Origin of the sequence: Ruminococcus sp. AF31-8BH (assembly GCF_003460605.1) — a bacterium.
Lineage (GTDB): Bacteria > Bacillota > Clostridia > Lachnospirales > Lachnospiraceae > Blautia_A > Blautia_A acetigignens.
Window position 1 is genome coordinate 183,370 of record NZ_QTVN01000008.1, and the last position, 16,969, is coordinate 200,338.

A 16,969-nucleotide genomic window follows, 5' to 3' on the forward strand; every position below is an offset into this window, starting at 1 on the left:
AGGATAGAAGAAAAGAAATGAAAAAACAGAAAAACGAAAATGTAAGCTATCTTTCCGAGGTACTTGATAAACTGAAAGAACATAAAATGGCTATGGCAGGTCTGGTGGTTCTCATTCTGGAGATTTTGATGGTGGTTTTTCTCCCCATTATCTTGAACCTGGATCCCTACACATCTGACTATACCGCCTTTTCCGCGGTACCAAGCGGGGCACATATTCTGGGAACAGATGCTATTGGCCGAGATGTTTTTGCCCGTCTGATGTATGGCGGAAGAACCTCTCTGCTGGTTGGTTTTGTTTCCACGCTGATCAGCTGTGCCATCGGCGTTCCCCTTGGACTGGTGGCTGGTTATGCGAGAGGAAAGGCAGAAGCAATTATTATGCGAATTGCAGATATTTTCATGTCTTTCCCGTCAATTGTATTGATCCTGGTACTGGTTGCAGTTCTGGGACCATCTGTGTGGTCTGTAACCTGCGTAATTGGTGTTCTGGGATGGACACAGTTTGCCAGACTGATCTATGCTAATGTACTTTCTGTATCGGAAAAAGAATACGTGGAATCTGCAAGAGCAATTGGAACTTCTAATTTCAAAATCGTGACAAAGTATGTTCTTCCAAACTCCTTTGCTCCGATTCTGATCGCGATCACATTCCAGATGGCAAGCGCCATCCTTTCCGAATCATCCTTAAGCTTCCTGGGAATGGGCGTGCAGCCGCCGGGAGCAAGCTGGGGAAATATGCTCTATGACGCACAGTCCATCACTGTGCTTTCCCAGAAGTTATGGATCTGGCTCCCGCCGGGACTTGCCCTTCTGATCACAGTACTGAGCATTAACTTCCTGGGTGACGGTATCCGCGATGCCCTGGACCCGAAGATCAAGCTGTAATATAGTTTACAGGTGACACCTTATGAAATAAAAGTAAGCTGTCATGGGCTTATGGCACATTAGAGCCTGTTTAAAAAATCATTCCTGCAATCTGCACGCCCCACTTTGTGGTATATTTCACCCGAATTCGGTTGTCGTAGCACGCTACGACGCCCTCATCCGGGTAAAATCTCCCACAAATTGTGACGCACATCTTGCAGAAAGCCTTTTTCAAACATGCTCTGGCAGAGACTTTTATAATACATATGCCGGGGAAAAACAGTTGCTGAACGCAATGCGGACAGCGGCAGAAGCCCTGACTGAAGGAAAAAAGGAGGAAACATATGAAACTCAACATGAAAAAAGCGGCAGCTCTTCTTCTTGCTGGAAGCATGGTTGCAGCTTATGCCGTTCCGGCAGCAGCTGAGACAGAAGAAAAAGTGGTAACTGCAGCAATGGATCAGGCATGGGACACCATGATGCCAATGAACACCACCAGCAACTACACACGTTTTATCTGCGACCAGATCTATGACCGTCTGACACAGACAAACGCAGACGGTACCATCGAAGGACGTCTTGCTGAGTCCTGGACAGTCAACGATGCCAGCGATGCAGTTACATTCAAGCTTCACGAGGACGCAGTTTGGTCTGACGGTGAGCCTGTAACAGCAGACGACGTTGTATTCAGCTATCAGATGTACTCAGATCCGTCTGTAGACGCAAAGAGCCGTTATCATCTGGAATATATCGCAGGTGTAGATGAGTCCGGAGCCGAGCTTTCCGAGGATTCTATTGAAGTAACTGCAGATAGCGAATACGAAGTAACCTTCAAATTAAAAGAGGCTATGTACCCGGATACCTTCCTTCAGGATATAGACACTGTTTTCATCATTCCGAAGCATGTGTTTGAGGGTAAAACAGCAGAAGAGATCAATGCTCCTGATCTTTGGGCAAACCCGGTTGGCTCCGGTCCATTTATCTATGACAGTGAGATTAACGGCGAGCGTATGGAGTTTACAAAGAATGAAAATTATTATCTTGGAGCTCCGAATATTGATCGTCTTATTATCCGTGTGGTACCGTCTGCAAACGTTCTTTCCGGTCTTATGAACGGTGAGCTTGACATGATTGGATTTGGTTCCGTACTGACAGATGACTGGGAAACAGCCAAATCCCAGGATAATCTGGTAACAGAGTCTATTCCTACCACTTCATATTCTACCTTGATCTTCAATACTCAGAAGGAATATCTGACTCAGGAAGTTCGTCAGGCACTGAATATGGCAATTAACCGTGATGTACTGGTAAATGGTCTTCTTATGGGTGAGGGAACTCCGATCATGACTCCGATCGCTCCGGTAAGCCCATATTATAATGATAAAGTACAGGTTCAGTACGATCCTGAAAAAGCAAAAGAAATGCTTGCAGAGGCTGGTTTCCCGGCAGGACAGACACTGAAATTCTTCATTTCCTCCGGAAGCAGCATCACAGAGAGATGTGCAGCCCTGATCGTACAGGATTTCGCAAACGTAGGTGTGCAGGTACAGATTGAGCAGATGGACTTTGCAACACTGATGAGTCGCATGTTAGACGGCGAGCATGATCTTGGAATTATCGGTTCCGGCGGAACTCTGGATCCAAGTGAAAGCCGTGAGATGATCTATCCGGGAAGCTCCTGCAACTTCTGCCAGCTTCAGGACACAGAGCTTTCAGATCTTATCGACAAGGGAAATGCTGAGCTTACTTTCGAAGCAAGAAAACCATACTTTGACGAGTATCAGGAAAAAGTTGTGGAAAAAGCAGCTATGGGATACTTATATACAAAGAACCTTCTCACTGCCTACAATAAGAGCATGAAGAACCTGAATGTTGCAGACTTCAACGGACTGAACTGGTCTTCCTGGGAGTGGGATAAAGAATAAGAAACAGGGGAAAAGGACATAAGCCTTTATGGCTTATGTTCCTGAAACCCGCCAGGCGTGAGAATGTGGCGGCTGAAAAGGTGATTCTCATATCTGGCGGATTTCAGGAACAGAAAAGTGATGGTTCACTTACAGTAATAAGAAAAAAGGAGTACAACTATGGCATCTTTGCTTTCCGTAGAGAATTTACAGGTACAGTTTCAAACCAAAAAAGGCATTAATACAGCCGTTGACGGCGTAAGCTTTTCCATAGAAAAAGGCAGAATCCTTGGAATCGTAGGAGAATCCGGCTGCGGCAAAAGCGTTACCTCCATGTCCATTCTTCAGCTTCTTGGCAGCAACGCCCGGATTTCCGGCGGCAGCATTAAGCTGGATGGAAAGGAACTGGTAGGGCTTCCGGAGAAGGAAATGTGTAAGATCCGGGGAAATGATATTGCAATGATCTTCCAGGATCCTATGACAGCCCTGAATCCTACCCTGACCATTGGAAACCAGCTGATGGAGCCGATCATGCTTCACCAGAACTGCAATAAAAAGGAAGCCTGGACAAGGGCTGTGGATGTTCTGAAACGTGTTGGGATCGCAGCACCGGAGAAACGAATGAAGGAATATCCTCATCAGCTTTCCGGAGGTATGCGCCAGAGAGTCATGATCGCCATGGCTGTTTCCTGCGAGCCGCGCCTTCTGATCGCGGACGAGCCCACCACAGCGCTGGACGTAACCATCCAGGCACAGATCCTGGAGCTGATGTGCGAGCTCCGGGAAAAAATGGGAACCGCGATCATGCTCATCACCCACGATATGGGCGTAGTTGCAGAGACTGCGGATGATGTGCTTGTGCTTTATGCAGGCAAGGCTGTGGAATACGGCAGCATTGAGGATATTTTTGAAAGACCGAAGCATCCCTACACACAGGGACTTCTGAATTCCATTCCAAGACTTGACGAGGATGTGGAAATGCTGAATACCATCGAGGGTACCGTGCCTGCACCGGATGCCATGCCGTCCGGCTGCAGATTTGCTCCCAGATGTCCTTATGGAAATCCGCGCTGCATGACAGAAAAACCTGGCGTTTACCACGCAGAGAATTCTCTGGTAAGCTGCTTCAGATACGAGGGTGAGAAATAATGAGCGAGAACACGAACATTTTGTTGGAAACAAAAAATTTATCCAAATATTTTACAGGGAAAAAAGGTCTTCTGAACCGTCAGCCAGCCCAGGTAAAAGCGGTAGACCATGTAAGCCTTACTGTAAATAAAGGAGAGACCCTGGGTCTGGTAGGAGAGTCCGGCTGCGGAAAATCCACTCTTGGCAGAACCATTCTCCGCCTGATTCCTGCAACAGAAGGACAGGTACTTTATAACGGGGAAGACATTCTTACCTATGACAAGAAAAAAATGTGGGAAATGCGCCGGAAGCTGCAGATCATTTTCCAGGATCCATACAGCTCCCTGAATCCAAGAATGACGGTTTACGATCTGATCAGTGCGCCTCTTGAGGTATATAAGATCGGCACCAAAGCAGAGCGCAGGGAAATGGTGGAAGAGATCCTTCAGGAGGTTGGACTTGACAAACAGTACCTGAACCGTTTCCCCCACGAGTTCTCCGGCGGACAGAGACAGCGAATTGGAATCGCAAGGGCACTGATCCTGAATCCGGAATTTGTTGTCTGTGACGAGGCGGTATCCGCTCTGGATGTATCGGTCCGTGCCCAGGTGCTGAATCTGATGAGAAATATGCAGCAGAAGAAAAATCTGACTTATCTGTTTATTTCCCATGACTTAAGCGTGGTCCGCCACATCAGCGACCGCATTGCAGTTATGTATCTTGGAAGTGTGGCAGAAGTTGCTGAAAAAGCCCAGCTTTATTCCAATCCTATGCATCCCTATACCAAAGCGCTTCTTTCCGCCATTCCGCTTCCGGATGTGAAAAAGAAACGCCAACGCATCATTCTGCAGGGGGATGTGCCAAGCGCTTACAACCCGCCTTCAGGATGTAAGTTCCATACCCGCTGTCCATACGCAACAGACCGCTGCAAACAGGAAATTCCAGTGCTTCGCCAGATGGAAAAAGGACATCAGGTGGCCTGTCACAGAGCTGAAGAATTAATGTGATAATAAGGCGAAGCGGGCGGCAGAAATGCCATAAAAAAACATAAGAATTATATGCAAAAGACTTGACGGATATGTCTGCTGTGTGGTAAACTGTACAAGCGACATGGAAGTTAGGTCTTTTTTTTATGCCGAAAAATGGTGGCGGATACACCGAAGAGGCTGGATTTAAGACCATGCAAATGAAAACACTGGAGGTGGAAGTTGTGCGCGTTAGGATTACATTAGCATGTACAGAGTGCAAGCAGCGTAACTACAATATGACCAAGGAGAAAAAGAACCATCCTGAGAGAATGGAAACCAAGAAATATTGTAAGTTCTGCCAGAGACACACAATGCACAAGGAAACAAAATAGTCACTTTAGATTGTGAGGTTAGGCTATGCAAGAAAAAGAGAAATCTGCAGGCAAGACCGCCAAGGCTAAGGAATCTAAGAAATCCTGGTTCCAGGGGCTGAAGGCAGAGTTCAATAAAATTGTCTGGACAGACCGCGAGACACTGATGAAACAGTCAGTTGTTGTTATTGTCATAACCGTAATTCTCGGTGTGATCATCAGTGTGATGGATGCAGGCATTCTGGAATGCATTAATCTTTTAATCAAATAAGGACAAAGGTGATTGTATGTCAGAAGCAAAATGGTACGTTGTCCATACCTATTCCGGTTATGAGAACAAGGTAAAGGCCAACATTGAGAAGACAATTGAAAACCGACATCTTGAGGATCAGATTCTGGAAGTACGGGTTCCTCTGGAAGACGTTGTGGAGATGCGTAACGGCGTTTCCAAACAGGTTCAGAGAAAAATGTTCCCAAGCTATGTTCTTATCAACATGGTCATGAACGACGATACCTGGTATGTTGTCCGGAATACACGTGGAGTGACTGGTTTTGTTGGTCCGGGATCCAAGCCTGTACCGCTCACAGAAGAAGAAATGAAACCGCTGGGCATCAAAGATGAGACTGTCCGCGTAGATTTCGCTGAGGGCGATACTGTTGTAGTAACAGGCGGAGCCTGGAAAGAGACTACAGGCGTTGTTACTGCGATCAATCCGCAGAAGCAGCTTGTAACGATCAATGTAGAGATGTTTGGACGCGAAACACCGGTTGTGATCAGTTTCGCAGAAGTTCAGAAAATGTAACAGACAAAGGTAACACAATATCGTGGGAGGGACATACCCCCGCCAATACCACATAGGAGGTGCCGAAAATGGCAAAGAAAGTAACAGGATATATCAAATTACAGATTCCCGCTGGTAAAGCAACTCCAGCACCACCTGTAGGTCCGGCTCTTGGACAGCACGGTGTAAATATCGTTCAGTTTACAAAAGAGTTCAACGCAAGAACAGCTGATCAGGATGGTATGATCATTCCTGTAGTAATCACTGTTTATGCAGACAGAAGTTTCAGCTTCATAACCAAGACTCCGCCGGCTGCAGTTCTTCTTAAGAAAGCTGCAAACATCAAATCCGGTTCCGGCGTACCGAACAAAACAAAAGTTGCTAAAGTTACAAAGGCTCAGGTTGAGGAAATCGCTCAGCTTAAGATGAAAGACTTAAATGCAGCATCCATCGAAGCAGCAGCAAGCATGATTGCTGGTACTGCAAGAAGTATGGGAATTGAAGTAGTTGATTAATCACAAATAGTAAGTGGGAGGGCTTTTCCCCGCAAATACCACAGGAGGTTATAGAAATGAAACGAGGAAAGAAATACGTGGAAGCTGCTAAGGCAGTAGACCGCGCAACATTATACGATACTAACGAAGCTATCAGCTTAGTTAAAAAAGCTGCTGTAGCTAAATTTGACGAGACTATCGAAGTTCATATCCGCACAGGCTGCGATGGACGTCATGCAGATCAGCAGATTCGTGGTGCAGTTGTTCTGCCGCACGGAACTGGTAAAAAAGTTCGTGTTCTTGTATTTGCTAAGGATGCGAAGGCTGAGGAAGCTAAGGCAGCAGGCGCTGACTTTGTAGGCGCTGAGGATCTTATTCCGAAGATCCAGAACGAAGGATGGCTTGACTTTGACGTTGTTGTTGCAACTCCAGACATGATGGGTGTTGTTGGACGTCTTGGTCGTGTACTTGGACCGAAAGGTTTAATGCCAAACCCGAAGGCTGGTACAGTAACTATGGATGTTACTAAAGCTGTTAATGATATCAAAGCTGGTAAGATTGAGTATCGTCTTGACAAATCAAACATTATCCATGTGCCGATCGGTAAAGCATCCTTTACTGAGGAGCAGTTAAGCGACAACTTCCAGACGCTGATTGGAGCTATTGTAAAGGCTAGACCTAGCACACTGAAGGGACAGTATTTAAAGAGCGTTGTTATCGCTCCGACAATGGGTCCTGGAGTGAAGATCAACCCGATCAAATTAGCTTAATAGATGAAATGAGAAGAGCATTCACCGTAAGGTGGGTGCTCTTTTTGCGTGGTGCGGGGAACTGTCTTCCTATGTCACGATTTTGATATTTTATAGTGAGTTTTTGTATATGCTTTTCATTATATGAGGTATGATATGAGAAAACAGCAGCCGTTATAAGGGCTAAGAGGGAGTGTGCAGGTATGAACTACGGATATTTTGATGATGAGAAACGGGAGTATGTGATCACGAGACCAGATACACCGGCGCCATGGGTAAATTATTTAGGAGATCCGGAATATGGTGCAATCGTGTCTAATAATGCAGGTGGATACAGCTTTGCAAAATCTGGAGCTAACGGAAGAATTTTACGTTATGTTTTTAACCAGTTTGATGAGCCGGGAAGATATATTTATCTGAGAGATAATGAAACAAAGGATTTCTGGTCAACATCCTGGCAGCCGGTAGGAAAGGCTCTGGAGGAATATAAATGCGAATGCCATCATGGTACAGCTTACACCAAGATGCTGACTGATTATAGCGGAATCCATTCTGAGGTTCGATATTATGTACCGCTGGGACAGTCCCATGAGGTATGGAGTCTTTGCGTAGAGAACTGTTCTGACCGGGAACGTGAGATCAGCGTGACTGGATATGCGGAATTTACCAACAACAGTAATTATGAACAGGATCAAGTAAACCTGCAGTATTCCCAGTATATTACACGCACTGTTTTCAGAGGAAACCGTGTTCGTCAGATGATCCATGCAAATCTGGATCGTCTTGATGAGGGTGAAAAGGTTGATAATAAGGATGTAACGAATCGTTTCCTGGGATTAGCTGGTGTGCCGGTGGATTCTTGGTGCGGTGAAAAAGAAGCGTTCCTGGGAAGATACCACGGATATGGAAATCCGGTAGGGGTTATGGAAGGCAAACTAAATTGTGAGGGAAACTACAATGAGAATAGCTGCGGCGCACTAACTGCTGTAGTGAAGCTTGCCCCGGGAGAAAAGAAAGAGCTGGCTTTCCTCGTTGGCATGAAAAATGATGACGAGGCCGCAGAAATTACAGCCCGTTATGATAAGGACTGCCAGCAGATCTGCAAAAAAGAGCTGGAAGAACTGATCCATTACTGGCATGAAAAGCTTTCCCACTTTCAGATTAAAACTCCAAGCAGTGAATTTAATACCATGATCAATACATGGAATGCGTATAACTGCTTTATGACATTTATCTGGTCAAGAGCAGCATCCTTTACTTACTGCGGTCTGCGCAACGGATATGGATACCGTGACACAGTACAGGATATCCAGGGGGTGATCCATCTGGCTCCGGAAATGGCGGCAGATAAGATTCGATTTATGCTTTCCGCACAGGTGGATAATGGCGGCGGACTTCCGCTTGTTAAGTTTACCCATAATCCGGGACATGAGGATACACCGGATGATGCTTCTTATGTACAGGAAACAGGTCATCCTGCATATCGTGCAGATGATGCTTTATGGTTGTTCCCAACTGTATATAAATATGTATCAGAGACAGGAAACGTAGATTTTATTGATGAAGTAATCCCCTTTGCAAATAAAGATGAAGGAACTGTATATGAGCACCTGAAACGTGCCATTCAGTTCTCAATGGAGCACCTTGGAAAGCATGGACTGCCGGCTGGTCTTTATGCAGACTGGAATGATTGCCTGAGACTTGGAAAAGATGGGGAGTCTACATTTGTAGCTCTGCAGTTTTATTATGCAATGACTATCCTGAAAGAGTTTGCAGCATACGAAAAGGATGAGGCTTATATTGCATATTTGGAAAAAAGCCAGGAGGAGCTTGGCAAACTGATCGAAGAGCTTTGCTGGGATGAGGACCGATTTATCCGCGGATTTACAGAAGCAGGTGAAGTAATCGGACAGCGTATAGACCCGGAAGCAAATATGTGGCTGAACCCTCAGAGCTGGGCAGTGATCAGCGGTCTTGCAACAAAGGAACAGGCAGAACTGGCACTTGAGCAGGTTTATGAAAGACTGAATACAGAGTATGGAGCTATTCTTATGGATCCGCCATATCATGCACATGCTTTTGACGGTGCACTGGCAGTAATTTATAATGCAGGAACAAAAGAAAATGCAGGTATCTTTTCCCAGTCGCAGGGATGGATCATTCTTGCGGAAGCATTAATGGGACATGGAGAAAGAGCATTTGGCTACTTCATGGAAAATGCTCCGGCTGCACAGAATGATAAAGCTGAAATCCGCAGACTTGAGCCATATTGCTATGGTCAGTTTACAGAGGGAAAAGCAAGCCCGAATTTTGGCCGCTCTCATGTGCACTGGCTTACCGGAACTGCATCTACTGTTATGGTGGGATGCGTGGAAGGTATTCTGGGAATGCGTCCTGATTTCTATGGTCTTCGCATTGCGCCGTCTATTCCGAAAGAATGGGATGGCTTTGAGGCTGAAAAGGACTTCCGTGGCTGTCACCTGCATATTAAAGTGAAAAATCCGGGACATGCAGAAAGCGGATTTAAGAAGCTTACAGTAAATGGCGAGGAATTAAAGGACAACTATATTCCGCAGGATAAGCTGACTACTGAAACTGAGATTGAATTGTATCTTTCCTAAATTTGATATATTTTGGCAGAAAGGGAGAAACTCAGATGAAACATATAGAATTTCAGGATAAAAAAGGAACCTTTATCATTCATAATCCGGAAAATTATAGTGGACTATATCTGCCGCTGGCAGGAGAAAAAGGGCTGAAATCCAGTATTACCCCTAATCTTGGAGGAGATAGCAAAACAGATCAGAATCATTTTCTTCTTGAACCTGTAAGTATTGAGAACCTGCATAATAACCGAAATACCAGAAACTTCTGGTGCCGGGTATATAAGGTTTCTGATGAGAAGAATGAACTTTCTCGGGGGATAAATCCACAGCTTCTGGGCTGCTGGTCTGTCTGCGGAAATTCAGCAGAACAGGAATTTGAAAAATTTACAGAGAAACAGGAAGAAAGCGTGTTGGAAGCCGGTTTTATGTGGCAGAAGCTTTCCCGCAGATCAGAAAAATATGGCCTTCAGGCTGAGGTAACCTCTTTTGTCACTATTTCCGGTGATATGGAAGTAGAATATGTGGAAATCACAAATATTTCTGATAAAGATGTGGAGGTCGTGCCAATTGGTGTAATTCCTGTGTATGGAAGAAGTGCGGATAACCTGCGTGATCACCGCCATGTTACTTCCCTGCTCCATCGGATTCAGACAACTGAGTATGGAGTAGAAGTGAAGCCGGTTCTGTCTTTTGATGAGCGCGGACACCAGAAAAATAACACTACTTATTTTGTATATGGTTCTTCTGAGAATGGAGAGAAGCCGGAAAGCTTTTACCCTACCGTAGAGGATTTTATTGGTGAAGGGGGCACTTTCCTAAATCCGGAAGCTGTCAGAACAAATAAGCCAGGTAAAACCGCTGGAACAAAAATCCAAGGAAAAGAGGCAGTGGGCGGTCTCCGGTTCAGCAGAAAAACGCTGAAGCCAAAAGAAGCAGCTGGCTACATTTTGTTAAGCGGCACCACAAAAACATCTGACAGTATTGCGTTGCTGACCTCCGGCTGCAAAACAAAGCTTCAGGTGCAAAAAATGCTTGAAGAAGTAAAAGAACATTGGATTCAAAAGGTAAATGTAGCATTTGAAACTGGAAATAGTGATGTGGATAATTATCTGAAATGGATCTGCTTCCAGCCGATTCTCAGAAGAATTTACGGCTGTTCCTTCCTTCCCTATCATGATTATGGGAAGGGCGGCCGTGGATGGCGCGATTTGTGGCAGGATTGTCTTGCGCTTTTGATCATGGAGCCTTCGGATGTAAGACAGATGATCGTAGATAATTATGGTGGGGTTCGTATTGATGGGACAAATGCCACAATTATCGGAAGCAGTCAGGGTGAATTTATTGCAGACAGGAATAACATTACCCGTGTGTGGATGGATCACAGCTTCTGGCCATTTGTAACTACAAAATTATATCTGGATCAGACCGGGGACTTTGATATTCTGTTTGAAAAGATTCCATATTTTAAGGACTTTCAGTCAAAACGCGGAACCGATCATGACCAGGAGTGGAACAGCAGCTATGGTAACTGGCAGAAAACAGACAATGCGGAAGTGTATTATGGAACTGTTCTGGAGCATATCCTTCTGCAGAATCTGTGTGCTTTCTTTGACGTGGGAGAGCATAACGAAATGCGCCTGCATGGAGCAGACTGGAATGATGCCATGGATATGGCCTGGGAAAAGGGCGAGAGTGTTGCCTTTACCTGTGCTTATGCAGGAAATCTGAAGGAGATTGCTCACGTACTAAGGGAACTGGAACGTGTTCAGGGAATCAATAAGATTGAGCTTGCTGAAGAAATGGAATGTCTGTTTGCTTATGGAAAACAGTTGTATGAAAGTCCGAAGGAAAAACTGCAGATCCTGAAACAGTATACAGATCTGAGTGCCCATAATTTAAGCGGAAATAAGGTTGTGCTTTCCCTGGAAAAGGTGTGCAGAAATCTGGAAGAAAAAGCAGACTGGCTGATGGAAAACATCCGGAAAAACGAATGGATTCAGGATGGGGACAAGGGATGGTTTAACGGATATTATGACAACCACGGAAGAAAGGTAGAATACAGTGCAGTTCCAGACGAAGCTGGAAATAACGCCTGTGCGAAGAACGGCGTGCGGATGATGCTTACCGGTCAGGTATTTGCCATTATGAGCGGTACTGCCACAGATCAGCAGATACAGGAAATCTGCAAAGGTGCAGATGCATATCTGTATGACAGGAACGCTGGTGGCTATCGTCTGAACACAGATTTCAAGGAAGAAAAATTTGATCTGGGAAGAATGTTTGGATTTGCATACGGCGAAAAGGAAAATGGTGCAGTCTTTTCCCATATGGCAGTTATGTATGCAAATGCATTGTATAAAACCGGTCATGCCAGAGAAGGCTATAAGGTTCTTCGGACACTGTTGGATACTGCAATGGATTTTGACCGCAGTAAAATGTATCCTGGAATTCCTGAATACTTTGATAATCAGGGACGGGGGTTATATGCATACCTTACCGGAGCTGCCAGCTGGTATATGCTGACTATGATTACAGAGGTTTTTGGTGTAAAAGGTCAGCTGGGAGACATGGTAATCGCACCTGCACTTATGCCGGAGCAGTATGACCAGGAAGGAAAGGCTTCTCTGGAGATGGAATTTGCCGGAAAGAAATTTGCCATCCATATCTTTAACAAAGAGAAAAAAGAATGGAATGAAGCACAGATTAGAGAAGCGTTCTGTGACGGAATAACGCTTCTGGCAGAAACAGGACGGAAGGCTCGTCTGATGCGTTCGGAAATTGAAAAACTGGAACTGGAAAAAGTACATGAAATCAATATTATTCTAAAATAAACCATTGGGGACGGAGTTTTCTGGCTTTTTAAGCCGGAAAACTCCGTCCCCAATAATTTTCTGCAGAAATGGCGGTCAGATCACCACATGGATTTATAATATTTATCCCGGTATTTCTTGGGTGTCAGACCTGTGAAATTCTCAAATACCTGTATAAAATGACTTTGGGAAGAAAAGGAAAGGTAGTTGGCAATATCCACTACGGATTTATCCGAATAACGCAGAAGGTGGGTTGCCTTTTCTATTTTCTGTTCCCGTATGTAGTCACTGATGGAAATTCCCAGATTTTGCTTGAACACCCTGGAAAGGTAATTCTGGGAAAGACCGGTGTAGCAGGCAAGATCTTCGATGGTAATACGTTCTTTGATATGGGTATAAATATAATCTACGCACTGCATGACAGGTTTGGAAAGCACAGAGCTTTTTTTCTGCAGAGCCATTTTCCCGGTAAAATCCTTTGCCATAATATGATGAAGGTCTGCAATCTGCTGCTGGGTAGTGCAGGAGTCCATTTTCAGAATATAAAAGTCACTGAGGCGGTAGGCCTGTTCCGATTCCATTCCGCCGTCAATGCAGTATCTGGTGAGCATGGCTGCAGTAACTACAAAATGGTATTTAAGATTGGTAACCGCATTTCTGGAAAGTATGCCTGTTCCTTCCAGATGAGTAAAAGAATTTGCATTGCAGTTTTGGATAACTGTTTCCATGTCACCGGTTTTCACAGCTGTATAAAAGGAATATTCAACAGAAGGCGGACGGTGCTTGGACTCCAGTTCGTTTTCTTCAAATTCGGTATTATACCAGTCTTTAGACATTGTCATGTAAAGCCCTCCCGGATAGAAATAAATGTGTCATTTTTTTATATTATGACACGAATCTGATATTTTGTTAAGAGAAATAATATAATGTCAAAAACAAAAATGATATATTTATTTTACCAAAGAGATACAGCATTAAAAAATGCTTAAAAAGGAGGAAAATTTATATGAAAAAAAGAGCAGTAGCTGTGTTATTAACAGCAGTTATGGCAGTCACCGGCATGAGCGCAACTGTTGTATGCCATGCAGAATCTGAAGAAGGAAAGGTTATCAACATCTATTCCTGGAATGATGAGTTCCGTACCCGTCTGGAAGCAATTTATCCGGAAGTTGAGTCTACATCCAGTGACGGAACCGTTACAACCTTAAAGGACGGAACTGAGATCCACTGGATCATAAATCCAAATCAGGATGGTGTTTACCAGCAGAAACTTGACGAGGCACTGTTAAACCAGGCTGATGCTTCTGCAGATGATAAGGTAGATATTTTCCTGTCAGAAACAGACTATGTTTTCAAATATACAGATAAAGATGCTGATGTAGCAATGCCGCTTACAGATCTTGGAATTGACCCGGATACAGATCTTGCAGATCAGTACGATTTCACAAGAACAACTGCTTCTGACTCTGACGGAGTACAGAGAGGTTCTACATGGCAGTGCTGCCCAGGAACCCTGGTATACCGTCGTGATATTGCAAAAGAAGTCTTTGGAACAGATGATCCGGCAGAAGTAGGCGAGAAAGTAAAAGACTGGGATACAATGAAAGAGACTGCTGCTCAACTGAAGGAGAAAGGTTACTACACATTTTCTTCTTATGCAGATACCTTCCGTTTATATGGAAACAGCATCGCACAGTCCTGGGTACAGCCTGGTGAGACAACCATTACAGTTGACCAGAAGATTATGGATTGGGTAAATGATTCAAAAGAGTGGCTGGATGCAGGTTACCTTAACCCGACTGTAAAAGGACAGTGGAACGATGACTGGAACAAAGCTATGGGCTCCCAGTCAAAAGTATTTGCATTTCTGTTTCCGGCATGGGGAATCGACTTTACATTAAGTCCAAACTGGGATGGCGATGCAGGCTCATGGGCAGTTACAAATCCTCCGCAGGAATACAATTGGGGCGGTTCTTACATTCATGCAGCAACAGGTACTGATAATCCAGAGCATGCAAAAGACATTATCCTTGCTATGACTGCAGACAAAGACAACCTGTTAAAGATTTCTGAGGATTATTCAGACTTCACAAATACAAAGAGTGGTATGGCAGAAGCAGCTACTGATGATGCAAACTTCTCTTCTGAGTTCCTTGGCGGACAGAACCCATTTGCATATTTTGCACCTGTTGCAGAGAACATTAAGATTGCACCGCTTTCTGCATATGATCAGGGATGTGTAGAGCTTATCCAGAATTCCTTCAGTGATTATTTCCAGGGAAATGTTGACTTTGATAAAGCAAAGGCAAACTTTGAGACTGCTATTAAAGAGCGTTATCCTGAGATTTCTGAGGTAACATGGCCGGAATAAAAGTGGATATCGTGTAAGGCAATCCAACGCAGGCGGAGAATCGAACTATGCAGGCTTCTTCGCCTGCGGATTGTATGTAAAGGAGAGCAGTTATGAAGAAAAAAAGCATTAATTACGGAAAATGGGGTTACCTGTTTATTCTTCCTTTTTTTATAATCTATTTTATTTTTTCTTTAATTCCGTTGGTTGATACAGTTCGCTACAGCTTCTTTGAATATTTCCGTTCCGGAATCAAGGAAATCGGACCGAATTTTATTGGTATGGAAAATTACATCAGTCTGCTGAAATCCGATATGTTTAAGTACGGAGCAAACACTCTGATTCTGTGGCTGATCGGATTTGTGCCGCAGATTGTGATTGCGTTGGTTCTGGCAGCCTGGTTTACAGATGCACGTCTGAAAATACGAGGAAAACAGTTTTTTAAAGTTGTTATTTATCTGCCAAACCTGATCATGGCATCTGCATTTGCCCTTTTGTTTTTTACCATGTTTTCCACAAACGGACCTGTGAATTCCATTCTTATGTCTCTTGGCTGGATTAAGGCTCCTATTGATTTTATGGGTTCTGTATTTGGTACAAGGTCTCTGATTGGATTTATGAATTTTTTGATGTGGTTTGGCAATACAACTATTATGCTGATGGCTGCAGTTATGGGTATTAGCATGGATGTATTCGAGGCATCTGATCTGGACGGCTGCAACAGCATTCAGCGTTTCTTTTATATTACACTGCCGCTGATCCGCCCGATTCTTTCCTATACACTGATTACTTCCATTATCGGTGGTCTTCAGATGTTCGATGTACCTCAGATTCTCACAAACGGACAGGGTAATCCGGATAGAACTTCTATGACACTGATCATGTTCCTGAACAGCCACCTGAAGAGTAAGAACTATGGTATGGCCGGTGCATTATCTGTTTACCTGTTTATTGTCAGCGGTATCCTGTGCTTCTTTGTATACCGTATGACAAATGACAATGATCCGGATGGATCCAAAAAAGCAGCTAAGAAACGTGCTAAAGAAGAAAGGAGAAGATTAAGAGGATGAAAAAAACAGGAAGTAGCTTCAGAACAGTTTTCGCACATATCGTACTGATTCTTTTGTCCTTTATGTGTCTGTTTTTCTTTTACGTACTGATTATTAATGCAACCAGATCTCATGCAGATCTGCAGAAAGGCTTCTCTGCCCTTCCTGGAAAAAATTTTCTGGAAAACCTGAAAAACGTGGCAAATGATGGAAGCTTTCCTATGTTCCGCGGTATTTTAAACAGTATAGTGGTATCTGGATGCAGTGCAGTGCTGTGTACTTATTTTTCTTCCCTTACTGCATATGGTCTTTATGCTTATGAGTTTAAGGCAAGAAAAGCAGCATTTACATTTATTATGGCAATCCTTGTAATGCCTACTCAGGTAACTGCAATGGGCTTCCTTCGTCTGGTTACAAAGATGGGATTATATGATTCCCTTCTGCCACTGATTATTCCGTCTATTGCTTCCCCGGCTGTATTCTATTTCATGTACAGCTACCTGCAGTCCTCTCTGCCGCTTTCTCTTGTAGAGGCAGCCAGAATTGACGGCTCCGGAGAATTTCATACCTTTAACCGTATCGTGATTCCGATTATGAAACCAGCCATTGCGGTTCAGGCAATTTTCACATTTGTTGGTTCCTGGAATAACTACTTTGTACCGGCCCTGATCATCCAGTCCAAGAATAAAATGACAGTGCCGATTTTGATTGCTACCCTTCGTGGAGCCGATTATATGAACTTTGATATGGGTAAAATCTACATGATGATCACAGTTGCCATTGTGCCGATCATTATTGTATACCTGCTTCTTTCTAAATATATTATTGCAGGTGTTACCCTTGGTGGAGTTAAGGAATAATGGCATTTGCCAGGTTTAAACGCAGCGGGACT

The 16,969-nt window shown here is 44.1% G+C and carries 16 protein-coding genes and 1 pseudogene; 15 read left to right on the forward strand and 2 right to left on the reverse strand.

The window, feature by feature from the left end:
• The first annotated feature begins 17 nt into the window (after nt 1–17).
• A complete protein-coding gene (gene opp4C, locus DWZ38_RS11775) occupies nt 18–887 on the forward strand; it encodes an oligopeptide ABC transporter permease (protein ID WP_117852940.1) in 870 nt (289 codons plus the stop codon).
• A gap of 70 nt (nt 888–957) precedes the next feature.
• On the opposite strand, the gene DWZ38_RS23125 is transcribed toward opp4C, so the two are convergent.
• Nucleotides 958–1,068: a DUF6783 domain-containing protein gene (locus DWZ38_RS23125; protein WP_347519598.1), complete on the reverse strand. Its 111-nt coding sequence runs from the start codon at nt 1,066–1,068 to the stop codon at nt 958–960.
• Between DWZ38_RS23125 and DWZ38_RS23530 the strand changes: the two are divergent.
• The 11 genes and pseudogenes from DWZ38_RS23530 to DWZ38_RS11830 all read left to right on the forward strand — a co-directional run.
• Nucleotides 1,018–1,293 (forward strand): annotated as a pseudogene (locus tag DWZ38_RS23530) (DUF6783 domain-containing protein); the annotation flags it as partial. The gene DWZ38_RS23125 and the pseudogene DWZ38_RS23530 sit on opposite strands and share 51 nt — an antisense overlap.
• The gene (locus tag DWZ38_RS11785) at nt 1,211–2,791 is read left to right on the forward strand and encodes a peptide ABC transporter substrate-binding protein (protein ID WP_117852943.1); all 1,581 of its coding nucleotides are present in this window, start codon (nt 1,211–1,213) and stop codon (nt 2,789–2,791) included. The pseudogene DWZ38_RS23530 and the gene DWZ38_RS11785, both read left to right, overlap by 83 nt.
• 159 nt (nt 2,792–2,950) lie before the next feature.
• Nucleotides 2,951–3,919, forward strand: coding sequence for an ABC transporter ATP-binding protein (locus DWZ38_RS11790; RefSeq protein WP_117852945.1), 969 nt, complete (start codon nt 2,951–2,953; stop codon nt 3,917–3,919).
• Nucleotides 3,919–4,905, forward strand: a complete 987-nt coding sequence (locus tag DWZ38_RS11795; protein WP_117852947.1) for a dipeptide ABC transporter ATP-binding protein — start codon at nt 3,919–3,921, stop codon at nt 4,903–4,905. The genes DWZ38_RS11790 and DWZ38_RS11795 overlap by 1 nt, the downstream gene beginning before the upstream one ends.
• A gap of 203 nt (nt 4,906–5,108) precedes the next feature.
• Nucleotides 5,109–5,258 carry a 50S ribosomal protein L33 gene (gene rpmG / locus DWZ38_RS11800; RefSeq protein ID WP_117853039.1) on the forward strand — a complete coding sequence of 50 codons (150 nt, stop codon included), beginning with the start codon at nt 5,109–5,111 and terminating at the stop codon, nt 5,256–5,258.
• Nucleotides 5,259–5,283: 25 nt separating this feature from the next.
• Nucleotides 5,284–5,508: a preprotein translocase subunit SecE gene (gene secE, locus DWZ38_RS11805; protein ID WP_117852949.1), complete on the forward strand. Its 225-nt coding sequence runs from the start codon at nt 5,284–5,286 to the stop codon at nt 5,506–5,508.
• Between the two features lie 16 nt (nt 5,509–5,524).
• Nucleotides 5,525–6,040, forward strand: a complete 516-nt coding sequence (nusG, locus tag DWZ38_RS11810; RefSeq protein ID WP_117852952.1) for a transcription termination/antitermination protein NusG — start codon at nt 5,525–5,527, stop codon at nt 6,038–6,040.
• Nucleotides 6,041–6,108: 68 nt separating this feature from the next.
• Nucleotides 6,109–6,534 (forward strand): 50S ribosomal protein L11, encoded by a 426-nt coding sequence (gene rplK / locus DWZ38_RS11815; protein ID WP_117852954.1) that lies wholly within the window; start codon nt 6,109–6,111, stop codon nt 6,532–6,534.
• Between the two features lie 56 nt (nt 6,535–6,590).
• Nucleotides 6,591–7,283 carry a 50S ribosomal protein L1 gene (gene rplA, locus DWZ38_RS11820; RefSeq protein WP_117852957.1) on the forward strand — a complete coding sequence of 231 codons (693 nt, stop codon included), beginning with the start codon at nt 6,591–6,593 and terminating at the stop codon, nt 7,281–7,283.
• A gap of 182 nt (nt 7,284–7,465) precedes the next feature.
• Nucleotides 7,466–9,883: a N,N'-diacetylchitobiose phosphorylase gene (locus tag DWZ38_RS11825; RefSeq protein ID WP_117852960.1), complete on the forward strand. Its 2,418-nt coding sequence runs from the start codon at nt 7,466–7,468 to the stop codon at nt 9,881–9,883.
• Nucleotides 9,884–9,918: 35 nt separating this feature from the next.
• Nucleotides 9,919–12,699 carry a cellobiose phosphorylase gene (locus DWZ38_RS11830; RefSeq protein ID WP_117852963.1) on the forward strand — a complete coding sequence of 927 codons (2,781 nt, stop codon included), beginning with the start codon at nt 9,919–9,921 and terminating at the stop codon, nt 12,697–12,699.
• A gap of 80 nt (nt 12,700–12,779) precedes the next feature.
• On the opposite strand, the gene DWZ38_RS11835 is transcribed toward DWZ38_RS11830, so the two are convergent.
• Nucleotides 12,780–13,520: an AraC family transcriptional regulator gene (locus tag DWZ38_RS11835; RefSeq protein WP_117852965.1), complete on the reverse strand. Its 741-nt coding sequence runs from the start codon at nt 13,518–13,520 to the stop codon at nt 12,780–12,782.
• Nucleotides 13,521–13,684: 164 nt separating this feature from the next.
• Here DWZ38_RS11835 and DWZ38_RS11840 point away from each other — a divergent pair, with 164 nt between their 5' ends.
• The 3 genes from DWZ38_RS11840 to DWZ38_RS11850 all read left to right on the forward strand — a co-directional run bounded on the left by DWZ38_RS11840 (nt 13,685) and on the right by DWZ38_RS11850 (nt 16,937).
• On the forward strand, nt 13,685–15,049 hold the full coding sequence (locus tag DWZ38_RS11840) for an ABC transporter substrate-binding protein (RefSeq protein WP_117852967.1): 1,365 nt from the start codon (nt 13,685–13,687) through the stop codon (nt 15,047–15,049).
• A gap of 92 nt (nt 15,050–15,141) precedes the next feature.
• Entirely contained in the window at nt 15,142–16,098 is a 957-nt protein-coding gene (locus DWZ38_RS11845) for a sugar ABC transporter permease (RefSeq protein WP_021924715.1), read from the forward strand.
• Entirely contained in the window at nt 16,095–16,937 is an 843-nt protein-coding gene (locus tag DWZ38_RS11850) for a carbohydrate ABC transporter permease (RefSeq protein WP_117852970.1), read from the forward strand. The genes DWZ38_RS11845 and DWZ38_RS11850 overlap by 4 nt, the downstream gene beginning before the upstream one ends.
• The last annotated feature ends 32 nt before the right edge of the window (nt 16,938–16,969 follow it).